The following is a 16,462-nucleotide window of genomic DNA, read 5'->3' on the forward strand; positions in this document are numbered from 1 at the left end:
AGGGAGTGGCAATGTATCTTTATCTGCTGTTGGTTACCATTGGATTACTGTCCGGAACCTTACTGACCTGGCCATTATGGCCGCTCTGGGTTGGCCTTGCTGTTAGCCTTTTGGCGCTGTGGCGCTGCCCCTTTTGGCGTACCCGGTCTCAGCCTTTATTGTGGTTGTTGTGCTGGCTGGCCGGTGCCAGCTGGTCGTCCTTATGGCTGGAAGAACGGCTGGCGCAACGCCTGCCGGCGGCACAGGACCGCAGCCTGGCCAGTCTGCAACTGGAACTCCTCAGTGCCGAACAGCGTGGCCAGGTCTGGCGCTTACAGGCCCGGGTGCTGACGCCTGCGGCAACACTGCAACAGCAAGGATTACCACCACTGCAGCAGCTGCAGCTGAACTGGTACCGCACCCCTCATACCCTGCAAGCCGGACAGCGCTGGCAAGCCGACGTGCTGCTGCGCAGTCCGCGCAATTTTCTGAATAACCTACCGTTTGATTACGAAGCCTTTCTGCTAAGCCGGGGCGTGGATGCCAGCGGTTACATCCGTGCTGCACAGTTACTGGATCAGGATGCCCGTCCACCAGGGATGCGTCAGCGCTGGTTAAGCTGGCAGCAACAGCATGTGGATGCCGACGCCTGGCCCTGGGTGGCCGGGCTGGTATTCGGTGAGCAGGCGGCTTTCAGTGCCGGGCAGTGGCAACTGGCGCAGCGTACCGGCACCCTGCATCTGCTGGTGGTCAGTGGCCTGCATGTCGGCCTGATGGTATTGCTGGCGCTGGGGGTGTGGTGGCTGCTGGCGCGCCTGCCTTTATTAAAGAATGGGCAGGGTATTTACGCGGTAACCCTGCCGGGGCTGCTGGTGGTGGTGGGAATAAGCGCCGCCTATGTGTGGCTGGCCGGGGCGGGTATTGCGCTGCAGCGGGCCTGGGTAATGCTGTTGGTGCTGGTTTGCCTGCAATACAGCCGCTGGCGCCTGCGCTGGCCACTGGCCTTGTTACTGGCGGTGGTGGTGGTGCTGATGGTGAATCCGCTGATCTGGACCCGGCCGGGGTTCGGCTTGTCCTTTGCCGCCGTGCTGGCCCTGCTGGCTTTTTTTCAGGGGCGGCGCAGTAACCGCCTGGAAGCACTGTGGCTGCCGCAGCTGGTGGTGTTTGTGGCGCTCTTGCCCTTGTTGTTGTGGTGGGGGCAGCCGGTCAGTTTGCTGCAGTGTCTGGCCAATTTAGTGGCCATTCCTCTGCTCAGTCTGTTGCTGTTGCCGCTGGCCCTGGCAACAGCATTGTTGCCCTTTGCCGGGTTGGATGCCTTGCTGGCCGTGGTGGGTGGCTGGTTTTGGGAGCTGCTGCATTGGCTTAGTAATATACCGTTACCTTATTTGCCCTGGATGCCATTGCCGCTGCTGCTGCTGTGGGTGGTTTGGCTGCTGCTGGTGCGCCGGGGCGTGTCTGCCATGGCGTTGTGGCCGGCGCTGGCCTTGCTGTTGTTGTGGTTTGTACGGGCACCGGTGCCGCAGCCTGGTGTCATGCTGATGGATGTCGGGCAGGGGCAGAGTATGGCCTTTATCAGCCCGCAGGCGACCTTGCTGTACGATTCCGGGCCGCGCTTCTCCGAACATTTTGATACCGGTGTAGCCATTGTGGTGCCGGTACTGCAGCGGCATGGGGTGCGGACAGTGACGGATATGATTGTCAGCCATGCCGACCTGGACCACGCCGGTGGAACCGCCGCCATACTGCAGGAATTGGGGGCGCAACGGCTGTGGGTAGGGGAGCCGTTGAGCGATTTGCCGGCCAGTGCGCCGCCGCCGCAGGATTGCCATCAGTCCGGAGACGAGTGGAAGGTTTTGTCTGAGGTGCTTTTATACCGTTTTCTTATATTGCCACCGGATGCCCGCGCCCAGGTGCGCGACAGCGGTAACAACCGTTCCTGTGTGGTGCAGGTGCAGTGGTATGACCAGCGCTTTTTGCTAACCGGCGATATCAGTGTGGACGTCGAACAGCAGTTGGTCCGCCGTTATGGCGATGAGCTTAAATCCGAGGTGTTGGTATTGGGCCATCACGGTAGCCAGACCAGTTCGGCGCTGGTATTTCTGCAAACCGTAGCACCCGCCGAAGTGTGGATCTCCGCCGGCTTTAATAACCGCTTCGGGCATCCGGCGCCGGTGGTGCTGGAGCGGCTGGCGCAGTTGCAGATTCCCTGGCGCAACACCGCTGCCGCCGGGGCGTTGACCCGGACAACGACAGGCAACAGCAGTGGTTTACGCGAGAGCTGGCAGCCGCCCTGGCGCCAGCCTTAGGAATCAACGGCTTATGTCTTTTACAGAGTGCGAAGCAGGTCTTATCCGTAACCGCGCCCTGTGCTAGAGTACGGCCGCAAATAACAGGCAGGAGTAGCTGACAATGCTGGAGATCATCCAGAGCGGTGGTTGGATGATGGTACCCATCATCATTTGTTCCATTCTGGCGGTGGCGATCACCTTTGAACGGTTCTGGACGTTGCGTGCGGCAAAAATTGCGCCGCCGGAATTGCTGGCCCGGGTCTGGGGTTGGATGAAAAACAACCAGTTGGACTCCACCCGTATCAAAGAGCTGCGCAGCACCAGCCCGCTGGGTCGTGTATTGGCGGCCGGCCTTATTAATTCCCGTCATGGTCGTCAGATCATGAAAGAAAGCATCGAAGAAGTGGCTTCCCACGAAATTCACCTGATGGAGCGTTATCTGAACGCCCTGGGTACCGTGGCCGCCGTGGCCCCTCTGATGGGTCTGCTGGGTACCGTATTCGGCATGATTCAGGTGTTCTCTGAAATCATGGCGCAGGGCACCGGGCAGGCCAACCTGCTGGCGGGCGGTATTTCCGAAGCTCTGGTCACCACCGCTGCCGGTCTGGTGGTGGGTATTCCGGCGTTAATTGCGCACCGTATGCTGCAGCGCCGGGTGGATGAAATTGTGGTCTTTATGGAGCAGGAAGCCATTAAGCTGGTGGACGTTCTGCACGGTGACCGCGAAGTGGCCGATTCCGCAGAGGCACGCTGAGTGAACTTCAAACGACAGAACCGGGAAGAGGTGGCGGTTAATTTAACCCCGCTGATTGATATCGTCTTTCTGTTGCTGATTTTCTTTATGGTGTCGACCACCTTCACCAAGGAAAATCACCTCAGTATTGATTTACCCGAAGCCAGTTCGGAACAGCGAACCGCGGCACCGCAGGCCATTGAAATTCTGATTTCGGCCAGTGGTGAATACAGCATTAATGATCAGGCGCTGATCAATCATCAGCTGGATACCCTGAAACGCGGTTTGCAAAAGGCGCTGGGCGACAACCGCACCGCGCCGGTGATTATTACCGCCGATGCCAGAACCCCGCATGAAGCGGTAGTACGGGCCATGGATGCCGCCGGCCAGCTGGGGCTGGTCAATCTGAGCATTACCACCCGTCAACCCGGCAAAAGCGAATGACCGATATGAGTTCTGAAGTATCCACCAGGCGTCTTTACGGACGCCTGTTAACCTATGTCTGGCCGCACAAATTTGCTTTTTTACTGGCCATCACCGGGTTTCTTATTTACGCCGCTTCCAACCCTTTGCTGGCGCACATGATGGGCCGGCTGGAAAAAACCCTTACCAATCCGGTGCAGTCGGAAATTTACTTACTGGTCGGCACACTGTTCGGTATTTTTTTATTCCGCGGTGTCGGTACTTTTTTAGGTAAGTTTTTTATTGCGGTGGTCGGGCGTAACGTGGTGCACGCCCTGCGTACTCAGCTGTTCAATAAAATGACCGTATTGCCCAGCGAGTATTACGATACCGAATCCAGCGGCCGCATGATTTCCCGCGTTACCTACGATGTAGAGCAGGTAACCGAAGCCTCAACCCGTTCATTAACCACCCTGATTCAGGAGGGGATGACGGTTATTCTGTTAATGGGCTATCTGGCTTATCTGGATCTGACATTAACCCTGGTGTTTCTCGCCATTACCCCGGTTATTGGTGTGGTGGTAGGTTCTGCCAGCCGTTTCTTCCGTCGTTATAGTCGGCGTATTCAGCAAGCGGTGGGTAACGTGACTCAGGTAACCAATGAAACCATTAATGGTTACCGCGAAGTGCGCACCTACGGAGCCGTGGGACTGGAACAAAAACGCTTTGAAAAGGCCAGCGATTACAACCGCCGTCAGGCGCTGAAATTCGGCCTGACCGATGCCATTAACGTACCGCTGAGCCAGCAGATTGTGGCGTTTGGTCTGGGCGTGATGATTTATATTATGTTCCAGCGGGTATCTGCCGGCACCATGGACAGTGCTCAGTTTCTGCAATTTATTACCGCCGCCGCGTTAATTGCCAAACCGCTGCGCAGCGTTACCGATGTGAACGGCATGATTCAGAAGGGCGTAGCGGCGGCCGGTTCAGTGTTCGGTGTTCTGGATATGCCGGCCGAGCAGGACACCGGCAGCCATGAACTGGAACAGGTAAAAGGGCGGGTTAGCTTTGACAATGTCCGTTTGCGTTACAGCAGCGCCGGACAAGACGCTTTGCGCGGTATCAGCCTGACCGTTGAACCCGGCACCTCGGTGGCACTGGTAGGCCGTTCCGGCAGCGGTAAAACCACCCTGGTCAGTTTATTGCCGCGTTTTTATGAGGTAACCAGTGGCCGCATTCTGCTGGACAATACGGATATCCGCGAGCTGACGCTGGAAAATCTGCGCGAGCAAATTGCCATTGTCAGTCAGCAGGTCACGTTGTTTAACGGCAGCATCCGCGACAATATTGCCTACGGTGCGCTGGCGACTAAAACCGATGCCGAAATTGAGCAGGCGGCCCGCGCTGCCCACGCCGATGAATTTATCCGTAAATTACCGGAAGGCTATAACACCCAGGTCGGCGAAGACGGTGTGATGCTGTCCGGTGGCCAGCGCCAGCGTATTGCTATTGCCCGCGCCATTCTGAAAAACGCGCCCATCCTTATTCTGGATGAAGCCACCTCGGCACTGGATACCGAATCGGAACGCCATATTCAGGCGGCCATGGAAGAAGTGATGAAAGGCCGTACCACCTTTATTATTGCTCACCGCCTCAGCACCATTGAAAGTGCCGACCGCATCGTGGTGATTGATGCTGGTGAAATCAAAGAAGATGGCACCCACGCTGAACTGATTGCCCGCCAGGGTATTTACGCTCAGCTGCATCAGATTCAGTTCAGTGTCTGATATGTCGGTGCTGCAACGGCTGGCAACACGCATAGAACATAACTGGTATCAGCCGGCATGGAAAAACGCCTGGCTGTTACCGTTATGGCTACTGGTAGCGCCGCTGGTGTGGTTTAAACGCCGCTGGTTTTTGCGCCAGCCGCCAGCGGCCAATACGGTGCCCGTGGTGGTGGTCGGCAATCTGACCGTTGGTGGCACTGGCAAAACACCCTTAATTACTTTATTGGTCGAACGCGCCCGCGCTCTGGGTTTAACACCGGCCATTATCAGCCGCGGCTACGGTGGCAAAGCGGCACAATATCCGCTGTTACTGACGGCAGAAACGCCGGTAAGCGCCAGCGGCGACGAGCCGGCGTTGTTATTCCGCCGCCTGCAGTGCCCGGTGGTGGTGGATCCGCAACGGGCCAGAGCCGCACAGGTTGCTGCCCGGCAGGCCGATATTATTTTCAGCGACGATGGGCTGCAGCATTACGCCCTGGCGCGGGATGCTGAGCTGGTGGTGGTGGATGGTCAGCGCAATTTTGGCAACGGCTGGTTATTACCGGTGGGGCCGCTGCGCGAATCGTTAAGCCGCTTACGCACGGTGGATCAGGTACTGGTTAACGGTGCGGATTTTAGCGTTGAGCCGGTGGCATTAATGAATGCCTGTACCGGTCAGTCGCTGCCATTAACCGCGTTGCAGGGACAAGTGGTGGATGCGGTGGCCGGTATTGGTAATCCGCAGCGTTTTTACCGCACCTTGCAGGGGCTGGGTGCGCAGGTAACTGAGCACAGTTTTGCCGATCATTATGCTTTTACGGCGCAGGATTTTGCCTTTGCACAGCCGCAGCGGATGCTGGTGATGACCGAGAAAGACTGGGTAAAATGCCGGGACTTTGCCGCTGATTACTGGTGGTACCTGCAGGTGGGGGCGATGGCAACACCGGCGGTACAACAGCAGTTGGACCAATTATTACTGCGTCTGGCATCGGGCCGGGCGCAACGCTCTTCGGGAGAACATCATGGATAAACAATTACTCAGCCTGCTGGTATGTCCGCTGTGCAAAGGCAAACTGAAATACGATGCCGAGGCCGCCGAATTACTCTGCACCTTTGATGGTCTGGCGTTCCCCGTGCGTGATGGTGTGCCGGTGATGCTGGAAGGTGAAGCCCGCCGCATGAGCGAAGAAGAAAAACTGGAAAAAGCCCAGAAAAAAACCACTGCCGAATAAACCATGATCCGGGTGTTATTTGTGTGTCTGGGCAATATCTGCCGTTCGCCCACCGCGCACGGCGTCTTGCAGCAGAAAATTACCCAGCGTGGCTGGCAGTATCAGGTGGAAGTGGATTCCGCCGGCACCGCGGCCTGGCATACCGGCAAAGCTCCCGACAGCCGTTCCACCGCGGCGGCTGCCCGCCGGGGTTATGATTTAAGCCCACTGCGCGCGCGCCAGGTAACGGCCGCTGATCTGGATTACTTTGATTACGTACTGGCCATGGACGACAGCAATTTATTTAACCTGCAGCAGCTGGGTGCAGCCCGGACTTCGCCGCAATTATTTTTGCAGCAGTTTGGTCAGCGTTTTACCGTGCGCGAAGTGCCGGACCCATACTACGGCGGTGATGCCGGTTTTGAGCAGGTGCTGGATTTAATCGAAGACGCCTGCGACGGGCTGCTGGCCGATATTGAACAACGCATGCAGGGCCAGCCATGATCATTAACGATCAGGATTTACGCACACTGAATACCTTGCAATTACCGGCGCAAGCCGAAGCCTTTGCGCGTTTTTCTTCGGTGTCTGAATTACTTTCCTTGCTGGACCGCGCCGCCGCCAATGGCTTGCCGCTGCGGGTATTGGGCGGCGGCAGCAATATTCTGCTGGCCAATAATGTGCCCGGGCTGGTGCTGCAGTCGGCCATGACCGGGGTGCAGGTATTAAGCCGTACCGCAGAGTATTGCCGTGTGGCGGTGGATGCTGGCATGAACTGGCATGAGTGGGTAGAGCAGAGCATTGCATACGGCCATGGGCTGGAAAATCTGGCGTTAATTCCCGGCACCGTGGGTGCTGCGCCGGTGCAGAATATCGGTGCTTACGGTGTCGAGGTGGCTGACTGTCTGGAAGCCGTTTATGGCCTTCAGCTCAGTACCCGCCAATGGCGCTGGTTCAGTGCTGCCGAGTGTCGTTTTGCTTACCGTGACTCGGTGTTTAAGCACGAATTAGCCGGCGATTTTATTATTACCAAAGTTGTATTTCGCTTAGCCCGGCGGTTTCGGCCGCAGTTGAATTATGGCCCGCTGGCGCAGTTGCAGCCGGCAACGCCACAAGGGTTAATTGATGCGGTCTGTGCTATCCGCCGCAGCAAATTACCTGACCCGGCGCTTATTCCCAATGCCGGCTCGTTCTTCAAAAATCCGCTGGTCAGTGCCGAACTGGCGCAGCAATTAACCGCGCAATATCCGGCGTTGCCGCGTTACCCGCAGGCCGATGGCCGCAGCAAACTGGCGGCGGGTTGGTTAATTGAACAGGCGGGTTGGAAAGGGCGTTGGCTGGGGCCAGTACGGATGCATGACCAGCAGGCGCTGGTGTTAACCACCAACGGCAACGCCAGCTATGCGGATGTAGCGGCACTGCGCGATGCGGTGGTGGCCAGCGTACAGCAGCAATTTGGCGTACTGCTGGAGCCGGAACCGCAGGTGTTCTGAGGTTGGGGGTTAAGCGTTGGGTGTTGGGAGTGCTTTGCGTTTTAATCCTGAATCGAATGACCATCAGGCACCGTTCAGAATATTCGCAAGCGTAGTCTTTTTCGCCGTGCACCCATAACCCTGAACGCTTAACCCTCAACAGCCAAAGACTCAGAACCCAAACTGCTCCAGCTTAAACCCGCGGTCGTTGCTCCAGCGAATCATCCAGCCGTTGTGGTCGTCCCAGTCGCCCAGCACCATGCGCCGGCGGGCCTGGCCATTATGCTGCCACTGGTGGTCAAACGGCCGGTGGGTATGGCCATGAATCAGCAGGGCAGTGCCGTGCTTATCCATTTCTGCGTCCACCTCGGCAGGTGTTACGTCCATAATCTCCGCGCTTTTCATCTGCTGGCCGCTCTGGCTTTCGCCGCGTACTTTGCGGGCAAAGGCGATGCGTTCTTCAATGCTCTGGCTCAGAATCTGCTGCTGCCAGGCGGCATTGCGGAACAGCGGGCGGATTTTCATATATTCGGTGTCTTGTGTGCACAGGCTGTCGCCGTGCATCAGTAATACCGGCTCGCCGCCCAGTTCGATAAGGGTTGGGTCGGTCAGCAATGTGGCGCCGGTTTGCGCGCAAAAAACCTCACCCAACAAAAAATCGCGGTTGCCGTGCATCAGAAACAGCTTAACGCCACGGTCGCTCAGTGCCCGCAACGCCTGTTTTACCTGGCTGACAAAGGGGTTGTCGAAATCGTCACCGATCCAGACTTCAAAAAAATCGCCCAGAATGTACAGCGCCTCGGCATCCTGCAGCTGGTTCAGGAAGCCGGCGAAGCCCTGCGCCAGAGCCGGACGTGCCGGCTCCAGATGCAGGTCGGAAATAAAATACACCGCCATTATGCGACGATTTCCGCTTTCAGAATAATCACGTCGTCTACCGGTACATCCTGGTGGCCCATACGGCTGGTAGTCGGTACGCCTTTGATGCGGTTCACCACATCCATGCCGTCAACCACTTTACCGAATACGGCATAGCCCCAGCCCTGGGTATTTTTACCGCTGTGGTTCAGGAAGCTGTTGTCGGACACGTTAATAAAGAACTGCGCGCTGGCAGAGTGCGGGTCCATGGTGCGGGCCATGGCCAGGGTGCCGACGTCGTTGGTTAAGCCGTTATCGGCTTCGTTTTCAATGGTGGCACGGGTTTCTTTCTGCTTCATGCCCGGCTCCATACCGCCGCCCTGAATCATAAAACCGTCGATCACGCGGTGAAAAATCACGCCGTCGTAGAAGCCTTCTTTAACGTACTGTTCAAAGTTGGCAGCGGTTTTCGGGGCTTTTTCGTGGTTCAGTTCCACTTTAATGTCACCGAAATTGGTTTTCAGCAGGATCATAGTAAACCTCTGTGTGTGCGTATCAGGAATGTTAAAGACTGCGTATAATAGCGCGTTTTGTGCCGCTCAGCAGCAGGGCGGCCGCATTGCCGGCTGGCGCATCCGCGCACACCAGCCTTTTAACAAGAACGGACGGCTATGACAGACACTATCTCCATCACTCATAATTTTATTGCCAAAATCATTCAGGACGATCTGGCCGCCGGCCGTGTATCCAGCGTGGTTACCCGTTTCCCGCCGGAGCCGAACGGCTACCTGCACGTTGGCCATGCCAAATCCATCTGTCTTAACTTCGGTGTGGCCGAGCAGTTTGGCGGTGTCTGCCATCTGCGTTTCGACGACACCAACCCGGAAAAAGAAAACCAGGAATTCATCGACGCCATTAAAGACGACGTGCAATGGCTGGGGTTCCGCTGGCATGGGGACGTGCGTTACGCCTCTGACTACTTTGACCAGCTGCACGCCTGGGCGGTCTACCTGATTGAACAGGGCAAAGCCTATGTGTGCGATTTAAGCCCTGATCAGGCCCGTGAATACCGTGGCACCTTAACCGAGCCGGGCAAAAACAGTCCGTTCCGTGACCGCAGTGTGGCCGAAAACCTCGACCTGTTTGCCCGTATGCGCGCCGGCGAGTTCGACGAAGGTGCCCGCGTACTGCGCGCCAAAATCGATATGGCGTCACCCAACATGAACCTGCGTGACCCCATTCTGTACCGCATCCGTAAAGCGCATCACCATCAGACCGGTGATAAGTGGTGTATTTACCCCACCTACGACTTTACCCACGGCCAGTCGGACGCCATCGAAGGCATTACGCACTCCGTATGTACGCTGGAATTTGAAGACCACAAGCCCTTGTACGACTGGTTTATCGACAACCTGCCGGTACCGGCGCGTCCGCGTCAGTACGAATTTGGTCGTCTGAATCTGGATTACACCGTTACCTCCAAGCGTAAGCTGAAGTTTCTGGTGGATGAAAAGGTCGTCGCTGGCTGGAACGATCCGCGTATGCCGACCATTTCCGGTATGCGTCGCCGTGGTTTTACCCCGCGTTCGGTGCGCAACTTCTGCGACATGATCGGCGTATCGCGCAGTGACGGCATGGTGGACGTGGCCATGCTGGAACACGCACTGCGTGACGACCTGAACAAAAACGCCCCGCGCGCTATGGCCGTGCTGCGGCCGCTGAAAGTGGTGATCGAAAACCTGCCGGAAGGCCATGTGGAAATGCTGCGCGCCGATTATCACCCGGAGCTGGATCTGGGCGCGCGCGATATGCCGTTTACCCGTGAACTCTTTATTGATCAGGACGATTTCAAAGAAGAGTACAGCAAGAAATTCAAGAAGAAATTTACCCCGGGTAACCGTATCCGCCTGCGTCATTCCTATGTGATTGAAGCCACCGGCTACGAAAAAGACGCCGATGGCAACGTGGTGCTGGTGACCGCCAAATTAATTGAAGGCACCCTGGGTACGGATCCGGCCGATGACATTAAACCGAAAGGCGTGGTGCATTGGGTGTCGGCGACCGAATGCAAAGAAGCCGAACTGCGTCTGTACGAGCGCCTGTTCACACACCAGACTCCGGACAAAACCGACGGTGATTTTATGGAATACGTTAACCGTGATTCCCTGAAAATTATTACCGCCTTTATCGAACCGGCTCTGGCCGAAGTGGCAGCGGAAAGTAATTTCCAGTTTGAACGCGAAGGCTATTACGTGGCTGATCGTTACGACCATGCGCCCGCCAAGCCGGTGTTTAACCTGACCATTGGTTTGCGTGAAGACAAATCCCTGGCACAGGAATAAGGAAGCTTATGAGCCTGCAGATTTTTAACAGCCTGACCCGGCAAAAAGAAACTTTCCAGCCGCTGGTGCCCGGTAAAGTCGGCATGTACGTGTGCGGCATGACGGTGTACGACTTCTGCCACCTGGGCCATGCCCGGGTGATGGTCGCCTTTGATGTGATTGCGCGTTATCTGCGTCATCGCGGTTACGAGGTGAATTACATCCGTAATATCACCGACATCGACGACAAAATTATTAAGCGTGCCAACGAAAACGGCGAAGCCTTTGATGCCTTAACCGAGCGTTTTATCGCCGAAATGCACAAAGACTCCGACCTGTTGGGCATTGAACGCCCAAGTGCAGAGCCCAAAGCGACAGCGCACATCGATGACATTATTGCTCTGAATGAAACCCTGATTAACAAGGGTTTTGCCTACGCAGCGGATAATGGTGATGTGTATTACGCGGTGCGTAAATTCGACGGTTACGGCAAATTATCCGGCAAAGTTATCGACGAGCTGGAAGCCGGCGCGCGGGTAGAAGTGGACGAGCACAAACGCGACCCGCTCGACTTTGTGTTGTGGAAAGCCGCTAAGCCGGAAGAGCCGCACTGGCAATCGCCCTGGGGCATTGGTCGCCCGGGTTGGCATATTGAATGTTCCGCCATGTCCAAATGCTGCCTGGGGGATACCTTTGATATTCACGGCGGTGGCCCGGACTTAAAATTTCCGCACCACGAAAACGAAATTGCCCAGTCGGAAGCGGCGAACGGCAAAAAATTTGTGAACACCTGGATGCACGCCGGTGCAGTGCGAGTGGATGGCGAAAAAATGTCCAAGTCTCTGGGCAACTTTTTTACCATCCGTGAAATTCTGGAAAAATACCCGGCCGAAGTGGTGCGCTTTTTCCTGCTGTCCAGCCAGTACCGCAGCGCCATTAATTATTCCGAAGACAGCCTGAAAGAAGCACAAACCAAGCTGGAGCGTTTTTATAACGCGCTATTGGGTGTGCAGGTGGGCGACGTAGCGGATATTGATAACGACTATTCGCAGCGTTTCCATGCGGCCATGGACGATGATTTTAATACACCGGAAGCCATTGCTGCTCTGTTTGATCTGGTGCGCGCAGTAAACAAAACCAGTGGGGCAGAGCAGGCAGCGTTAGCCGGCCAGCTGCGTTTCCTGGGTGGTGTGCTGGGTTGTCTGCAATCCGATCCGCAGGCATTTCTGCAATCTGGTGCCGGCGATGAAGCCGAATGGATTGAAAGCATGATTGTAAAACGTGCAGACGCCAAAAAAGCCAAAGACTTTGCCACCGCCGATGCGGTGCGCGATGAACTGCTGGCTAAAGGTATTGTGCTGCGCGATGGGCCGGAAGGCACCAGCTGGAGCAAGCAATAAACCGGGTTTTAAAAACCGGTAAGCAATAAAAAAGCGGGCCATGCCCGCTTTTTTATTGCCTGATTGGGAAACAAGGCGTCTCCCATTGTGCGTACCGCGTTTGCTCAGCTATGCAAGGTCTCACAGGCAAACAAGGTATTTTCCAGCAGCTTGGCGCGGGTCATTGGGCCAACACCACCCGGCACCGGGGTAATAAAGGAAGCGCGCGCAGCGGCTGCTTCAAAATCGACGTCACCAATCAGCTTGCCATCGGCCATACGGTTTATGCCCACATCAATGACGATGGCGCCTTCTTTAATCCATTCACCTTTCACAATACCCGGCTTACCCACGGCCACCACCACAATATCGGCCTGACGCACATGGCTGGCGGTATCGGCCGTGAAACGGTGGCAGGTGGTCACGGTGCAGCCTTTCAGCAGCAGTTCCAGCCCCATCGGGCGGCCGACAATGTTGGAAGCGCCCACGACCACAGCATGCTTGCCACGGATGTCTACGCCGGTACGTTCCAGCAAGTCAACAATGCCAAACGGCGTGCAGGGGCGCAGCATCGGCATACGCTGAGCCAGGCGACCGATGTTGAACGGGTGGAAACCGTCAACGTCTTTGGTGGGGTCAATGCGCTCCAGAATCTCGTCAGCTTTTAAGCCGGCGGGCAGGGGCAGCTGCACCAGAATGCCGTCTACCGCGCTGTCTTTATTCAGGGAATCAATCAGGTCCAGCAGTTCCTGCTGACCAGTGGTGGCGGGCAGGTCGTAGGCCTTGCTGATAATGCCGACCTGCTCGCAGTCTTTCCGCTTATGCGCCACATACACTTCCGAAGCCGGATCGTTGCCGACCAGAATCACCGCCAGACCCGGTGCGCGCAGCCCCTGATCCAGACGGGCCTGAACGCGGCCTTTAATAGTTTCACGAATCGCTTCGGCAGTGGCTTTGCCATCGATCAGTTGGGCGGTCATGGGCGCAATAAACCTGTAGCAGTTATCAAGGCGCGCGATTTTCGCACGCAACGCCGGTAAACACAAAGGCCGGCAAGCCCCGTTTGCCTTTCCTGTGTCCTTTCCTGAACAGGCTTATACAGAGAAAGAGCAGGGCAGCAGGTACCGCTATGGGAAGGGCAGGCTGCAGCACTGCCAGCAGCCCCAAAACCGGCAGAACCGATTGTTTTTATTAATTTTTTTAAAAAGGCATTGACGCTTTCGCGGTGCCTCTATATTATGCGCGGCACTTACAGGGAACACCCCTTGTAAGTGATCGTTCGGGGTATAGCGCAGTCCGGTAGCGCGCCTGGTTTGGGACCAGGATGTCGGGAGTTCGAATCTCTCTACCCCGACCATTTAATCCTTGCATTAAATGGACATGCGCCCGTAGCTCAATTGGATAGAGCATCGGCCTTCTAAGCCGAGGGTTGCAGGTTCAATCCCTGCCGGGTGCGCCACTCAAGTGGCAGCTCAGCAGATTATGTGGTGGCCGTAGCTCAGTTGGTAGAGTCCAGGATTGTGATTCCTGTTGTCGCGGGTTCGAGCCCCGTCGGCCACCCCACTTCCCACGCTGTTTCTCCGATATAAAACCTACTAAAAAATCCCTGTTTCGGAATGTATTTCCGGAATATATGGTCTGTAAATTTAACCAGCATTGCCTGTCAGCGCTGATCTTCTCTTGTTCCGTTGTCTCTCTCTTCTTTAATTTCAGATCACACAGCGCCATCACTCTGCACGTCTTATGGCCAAGGCCTGTACCGTCCGTCCCAATTTTTTCTTAACGTTATGGGTGCGAATGTAGGTGCTGCCAGTGGCGGCCCGCATTTCTCATGCACCAGCCGGCGCGACTCAGAATCCGGGGGCCTTTCGGTTGAGCAGCTTGAGCGGCTTTACCAGCACCTAGCGCAACAACTGAAGAATGCCCCGCCGCTTTCCGTAGTGCGGCTCCCAGTCGAACTTCCGTTCGAGGCCCCAGTCGATGCCAGATTTGTTTATTACCGGAGCCGGGGATGCCTTGTCGCTGCCAATATTACCCCGGCGCAAGATGCACGGAATGTTGTAGCTCATAAGGTGATAGGGCACCTCGTCCTGGCTGGGTGCTTCGGACGTGATTTGGACGCTGTTCGTGGTGTCATTCACGGTGCTAAGCCTCGCGTGCGGATTGTTAGCGTTGAAGTAGCGGCGCGGTAATGCTGATCTTGTGTTGCAAGTCTGTGTTTCATTCTCGGGTTATGGAACCGCTCTGTGTAGTCAAAAATATCTGATTTGCGGTTTGACCTTGCTGTTCTGGCGCTTTTTCGCATTTGGTAATCTCCCCCAGAAAACAACGGTGATCAACAGTAGAATTTTCCGTAAGCTACACGCAGGGAGATTCTGCAATGCAACGCAGTAACGCGCAGCGGTCAAAAATCACGTTTTCCCGACAACCAGGTCCTGTCAGTCCTCAAACAAGCTGAAAGTGGCATTCCGGTGCCAGAGCTGTGCCGTGAGCACGGGGTAGAGCCCAACCATCCGGCAAAACCTGCCACAGGTTTTCAGCCTCTGCCGGGTGGTTTATTCAGTCCCTTGCTTACGTTATACTCCGCGACTTTCTGAATTTGACGGCGTGCAGAATTGCTCTGTGCGTCACCTTTGAATCTGTATTGAGAGGCATCTATGCAAGTGTCCATTGAGACGACTTCCGGTCTTCAGCGCGTTATGACTATTGGTGTACCGGCTGCCGAGGTCGAGCAGAAGGTAACAACTGAACTGAAGAAGCTGGTGAAGGGTCGCCGTATCGATGGTTTCCGCCCGGGTAAGATTCCTCCGGCGACTGCCAAGAAGATGTTCGGTAAGCAAGCCCGTTACGAAGCTATCTACCAGCAGATGCAACAGTCTTTCTTCCAGGCCGTTCAGCAAGAGAATGTGAAGCTGGCTGGTATGCCGACGTTCGAGCCGACTGTCGATGAAGACGGTCAGGATCTGCAGTTCAAAGCCACTTTTGAAGTGTATCCGGAAATCACCTTAGCCGGTTTTGACAGCATCAGCGTTGAACAGAAAACCGCTGCTGTTACGGACGCCGATCTGGACAAAATGCTGGACACCCTGCGTAAGCAGAACGCTCAGTGGGAAGAGTCTGCCGAAGCCGCTGCTGATGGCGACCAGGTTGTGATTGATTTTGAAGGCTTTATTGATGGTGTTGCCTTTGAAGGCGGCGCTGCCAAAGGTTACAGCCTGACCCTGGGTTCCAACTCTATGATTCCGGGCTTCGAAGAAGGCCTGGCTGGCGCCAAAGCCGGTGAAGAGAAAACCCTGGATCTGGCGTTCCCGGCGGATTACCACAAAGATGATCTGAAAGGTAAAACCGCTCAGTTCAAAGTGACTGTGAACGCGGTTAAGAAAGCTCAGCTGCCGGAACTGAACGAAGAGTTCTTCAAGTCTTTCGGTGTTGAAGCGGCTGATCTGGACGCTTTCAAAGTAGAAATCCGTAAGAACATGGAACGCGAACTGGCCCGCGCTCTGCGTAATACCACCAAGCAACAGGTGGTTGATGGCCTGATCGCTGCCAACAGCATTGATGTTCCGTCGGCTCTGGTAGACCAGGAAATTGATCGTCTGCGTCGTCAGGCGGTTGAGCAATTCGGTGGCGCCCAATACATGGACCCGAACCGTCTGCCGGCTGAACTGTTCAAAGATCAGGCGCAGAAGCGTGTACTGATTGGTCTGCTGATGAACGCCATCATTGAAGCGAACGATCTGAAGCCGGCAGAAGACAAAGTGAACGCCCTGATCGAAGAAGTGGCCGAAACTTACCAGGACCCGCAGGAAGTGCGTGATTTCTACGCCAGCAACCCGCAGCAGAAGTCTCAGGTTGAAGCGCTGGCTCTGGAAGAACAAGTGGTAGAGAAAGTGCTGGCCGCGGCTAAGGTCAGCCAGGTTGAGTCTACCTATGAAGAAGTCATCCGTGCCGCTAATCAGCCGGCCTGATTTGTCATAAGTAACTGACACCAAGCCAATCTGTGGCTAAACTCGGAAACAGCCGCCTTTAGTGCGGCTGTTTTTGTAAACAAGC

General features: G+C 55.7%; 14 protein-coding genes, 3 tRNA genes and 1 pseudogene. 15 read left to right on the forward strand and 3 right to left on the reverse strand.

The window, feature by feature from the left end:
* The first annotated feature begins 11 nt into the window (after positions 1-11).
* The 8 genes from GJQ55_RS06165 to murB all read left to right on the forward strand — a co-directional run bounded on the left by GJQ55_RS06165 (position 12) and on the right by murB (position 7,872).
* Positions 12-2,285, forward strand: a complete 2,274-nt coding sequence (locus GJQ55_RS06165; protein ID WP_228346634.1) for a DNA internalization-related competence protein ComEC/Rec2 — start codon at positions 12-14, stop codon at positions 2,283-2,285.
* Positions 2,286-2,388: 103 nt separating this feature from the next.
* Positions 2,389-3,021: a MotA/TolQ/ExbB proton channel family protein gene (locus GJQ55_RS06170; RefSeq protein WP_228346635.1), complete on the forward strand. Its 633-nt coding sequence runs from the start codon at positions 2,389-2,391 to the stop codon at positions 3,019-3,021.
* Entirely contained in the window at positions 3,022-3,444 is a 423-nt protein-coding gene (locus GJQ55_RS06175) for an ExbD/TolR family protein (protein WP_228346636.1), read from the forward strand.
* A complete protein-coding gene (gene msbA / locus GJQ55_RS06180) occupies positions 3,441-5,189 on the forward strand; it encodes a lipid A export permease/ATP-binding protein MsbA (protein WP_228346637.1) in 1,749 nt (582 codons plus the stop codon). Before GJQ55_RS06175 ends, msbA begins: the two co-directional genes overlap by 4 nt.
* A 1-nt stretch (position 5,190) precedes the next feature.
* On the forward strand, positions 5,191-6,198 hold the full coding sequence (gene lpxK / locus GJQ55_RS06185) for a tetraacyldisaccharide 4'-kinase (RefSeq protein ID WP_228346760.1): 1,008 nt from the start codon (positions 5,191-5,193) through the stop codon (positions 6,196-6,198).
* The gene (locus GJQ55_RS06190; RefSeq protein WP_228346638.1) at positions 6,191-6,400 is read left to right on the forward strand and encodes a Trm112 family protein; all 210 of its coding nucleotides are present in this window, start codon (positions 6,191-6,193) and stop codon (positions 6,398-6,400) included. Before lpxK ends, GJQ55_RS06190 begins: the two co-directional genes overlap by 8 nt.
* A gap of 3 nt (positions 6,401-6,403) precedes the next feature.
* On the forward strand, positions 6,404-6,883 hold the full coding sequence (locus GJQ55_RS06195; RefSeq protein WP_228346639.1) for a low molecular weight protein-tyrosine-phosphatase: 480 nt from the start codon (positions 6,404-6,406) through the stop codon (positions 6,881-6,883).
* Complete coding sequence (gene murB / locus GJQ55_RS06200; protein WP_228346640.1) at positions 6,880-7,872, forward strand: UDP-N-acetylmuramate dehydrogenase; 993 nt, start codon at positions 6,880-6,882, stop codon at positions 7,870-7,872. Before GJQ55_RS06195 ends, murB begins: the two co-directional genes overlap by 4 nt.
* Positions 7,873-8,022: 150 nt before the next feature.
* Here murB and GJQ55_RS06205 read toward each other — a convergent pair whose 3' ends face one another.
* Positions 8,023-8,748, reverse strand: coding sequence for a UDP-2,3-diacylglucosamine diphosphatase (locus GJQ55_RS06205; protein WP_228346641.1), 726 nt, complete (start codon positions 8,746-8,748; stop codon positions 8,023-8,025).
* Positions 8,748-9,242, reverse strand: coding sequence for a peptidylprolyl isomerase (locus GJQ55_RS06210; RefSeq protein ID WP_228346642.1), 495 nt, complete (start codon positions 9,240-9,242; stop codon positions 8,748-8,750). Before GJQ55_RS06210 ends, GJQ55_RS06205 begins: the two co-directional genes overlap by 1 nt.
* A gap of 138 nt (positions 9,243-9,380) precedes the next feature.
* Here GJQ55_RS06210 and GJQ55_RS06215 point away from each other — a divergent pair, with 138 nt between their 5' ends.
* Both GJQ55_RS06215 and cysS read left to right on the forward strand, forming a co-directional pair.
* On the forward strand, positions 9,381-11,051 hold the full coding sequence (locus GJQ55_RS06215) for a glutamine--tRNA ligase/YqeY domain fusion protein (RefSeq protein WP_228346643.1): 1,671 nt from the start codon (positions 9,381-9,383) through the stop codon (positions 11,049-11,051).
* 8 nt (positions 11,052-11,059) lie between these two features.
* A complete protein-coding gene (cysS, locus tag GJQ55_RS06220; RefSeq protein ID WP_228346644.1) occupies positions 11,060-12,430 on the forward strand; it encodes a cysteine--tRNA ligase in 1,371 nt (456 codons plus the stop codon).
* Between the two features lie 104 nt (positions 12,431-12,534).
* On the opposite strand, the gene folD is transcribed toward cysS, so the two are convergent.
* Complete coding sequence (folD, locus tag GJQ55_RS06225) at positions 12,535-13,389, reverse strand: bifunctional methylenetetrahydrofolate dehydrogenase/methenyltetrahydrofolate cyclohydrolase FolD (RefSeq protein WP_228346645.1); 855 nt, start codon at positions 13,387-13,389, stop codon at positions 12,535-12,537.
* Between the two features lie 300 nt (positions 13,390-13,689).
* Between folD and GJQ55_RS06230 the strand changes: the two genes are divergently transcribed.
* The 5 genes and pseudogenes from GJQ55_RS06230 to tig all read left to right on the forward strand — a co-directional run bounded on the left by GJQ55_RS06230 (position 13,690) and on the right by tig (position 16,377).
* Positions 13,690-13,766: transfer RNA gene (locus GJQ55_RS06230), tRNA-Pro, on the forward strand.
* 25 nt (positions 13,767-13,791) lie between these two features.
* A tRNA-Arg gene (locus tag GJQ55_RS06235) sits at positions 13,792-13,868 on the forward strand.
* A gap of 28 nt (positions 13,869-13,896) precedes the next feature.
* Positions 13,897-13,972, forward strand: a tRNA-His gene (locus tag GJQ55_RS06240).
* Positions 13,973-14,784: 812 nt separating this feature from the next.
* A pseudogene (locus tag GJQ55_RS06245) lies at positions 14,785-14,910 on the forward strand (transposase); the annotation flags it as partial.
* 156 nt (positions 14,911-15,066) lie between these two features.
* Positions 15,067-16,377: a trigger factor gene (gene tig / locus GJQ55_RS06250; RefSeq protein ID WP_228346646.1), complete on the forward strand. Its 1,311-nt coding sequence runs from the start codon at positions 15,067-15,069 to the stop codon at positions 16,375-16,377.
* Positions 16,378-16,462: the final 85 nt, after the last annotated feature.

The organism is Venatoribacter cucullus (assembly GCF_016132445.1).
In the GTDB taxonomy this organism is placed as follows: Bacteria; Pseudomonadota; Gammaproteobacteria; order Pseudomonadales; family Oceanobacteraceae; genus Venatoribacter; species Venatoribacter cucullus.

Coding starts and splice junctions, on each gene's coding strand:
- GJQ55_RS06165 (WP_228346634.1), top strand. CDS start 12: ATGTATCTTTATCTGCTGTTGGTTACCATTGGATTACTGTCCGGAACC.
- GJQ55_RS06170 (WP_228346635.1), top strand. CDS start 2,389: ATGCTGGAGATCATCCAGAGCGGTGGTTGGATGATGGTACCCATCATC.
- msbA (WP_228346637.1), top strand. CDS start 3,441: ATGACCGATATGAGTTCTGAAGTATCCACCAGGCGTCTTTACGGACGC.
- lpxK (WP_228346760.1), top strand. CDS start 5,191: ATGTCGGTGCTGCAACGGCTGGCAACACGCATAGAACATAACTGGTAT.
- GJQ55_RS06190 (WP_228346638.1), top strand. CDS start 6,191: ATGGATAAACAATTACTCAGCCTGCTGGTATGTCCGCTGTGCAAAGGC.
- GJQ55_RS06195 (WP_228346639.1), top strand. CDS start 6,404: ATGATCCGGGTGTTATTTGTGTGTCTGGGCAATATCTGCCGTTCGCCC.
- murB (WP_228346640.1), top strand. CDS start 6,880: ATGATCATTAACGATCAGGATTTACGCACACTGAATACCTTGCAATTA.
- GJQ55_RS06205 (WP_228346641.1), bottom strand. CDS start 8,748: ATGGCGGTGTATTTTATTTCCGACCTGCATCTGGAGCCGGCACGTCCG.
- GJQ55_RS06210 (WP_228346642.1), bottom strand. CDS start 9,242: ATGATCCTGCTGAAAACCAATTTCGGTGACATTAAAGTGGAACTGAAC.
- GJQ55_RS06215 (WP_228346643.1), top strand. CDS start 9,381: ATGACAGACACTATCTCCATCACTCATAATTTTATTGCCAAAATCATT.
- cysS (WP_228346644.1), top strand. CDS start 11,060: ATGAGCCTGCAGATTTTTAACAGCCTGACCCGGCAAAAAGAAACTTTC.
- folD (WP_228346645.1), bottom strand. CDS start 13,389: ATGACCGCCCAACTGATCGATGGCAAAGCCACTGCCGAAGCGATTCGT.
- tig (WP_228346646.1), top strand. CDS start 15,067: ATGCAAGTGTCCATTGAGACGACTTCCGGTCTTCAGCGCGTTATGACT.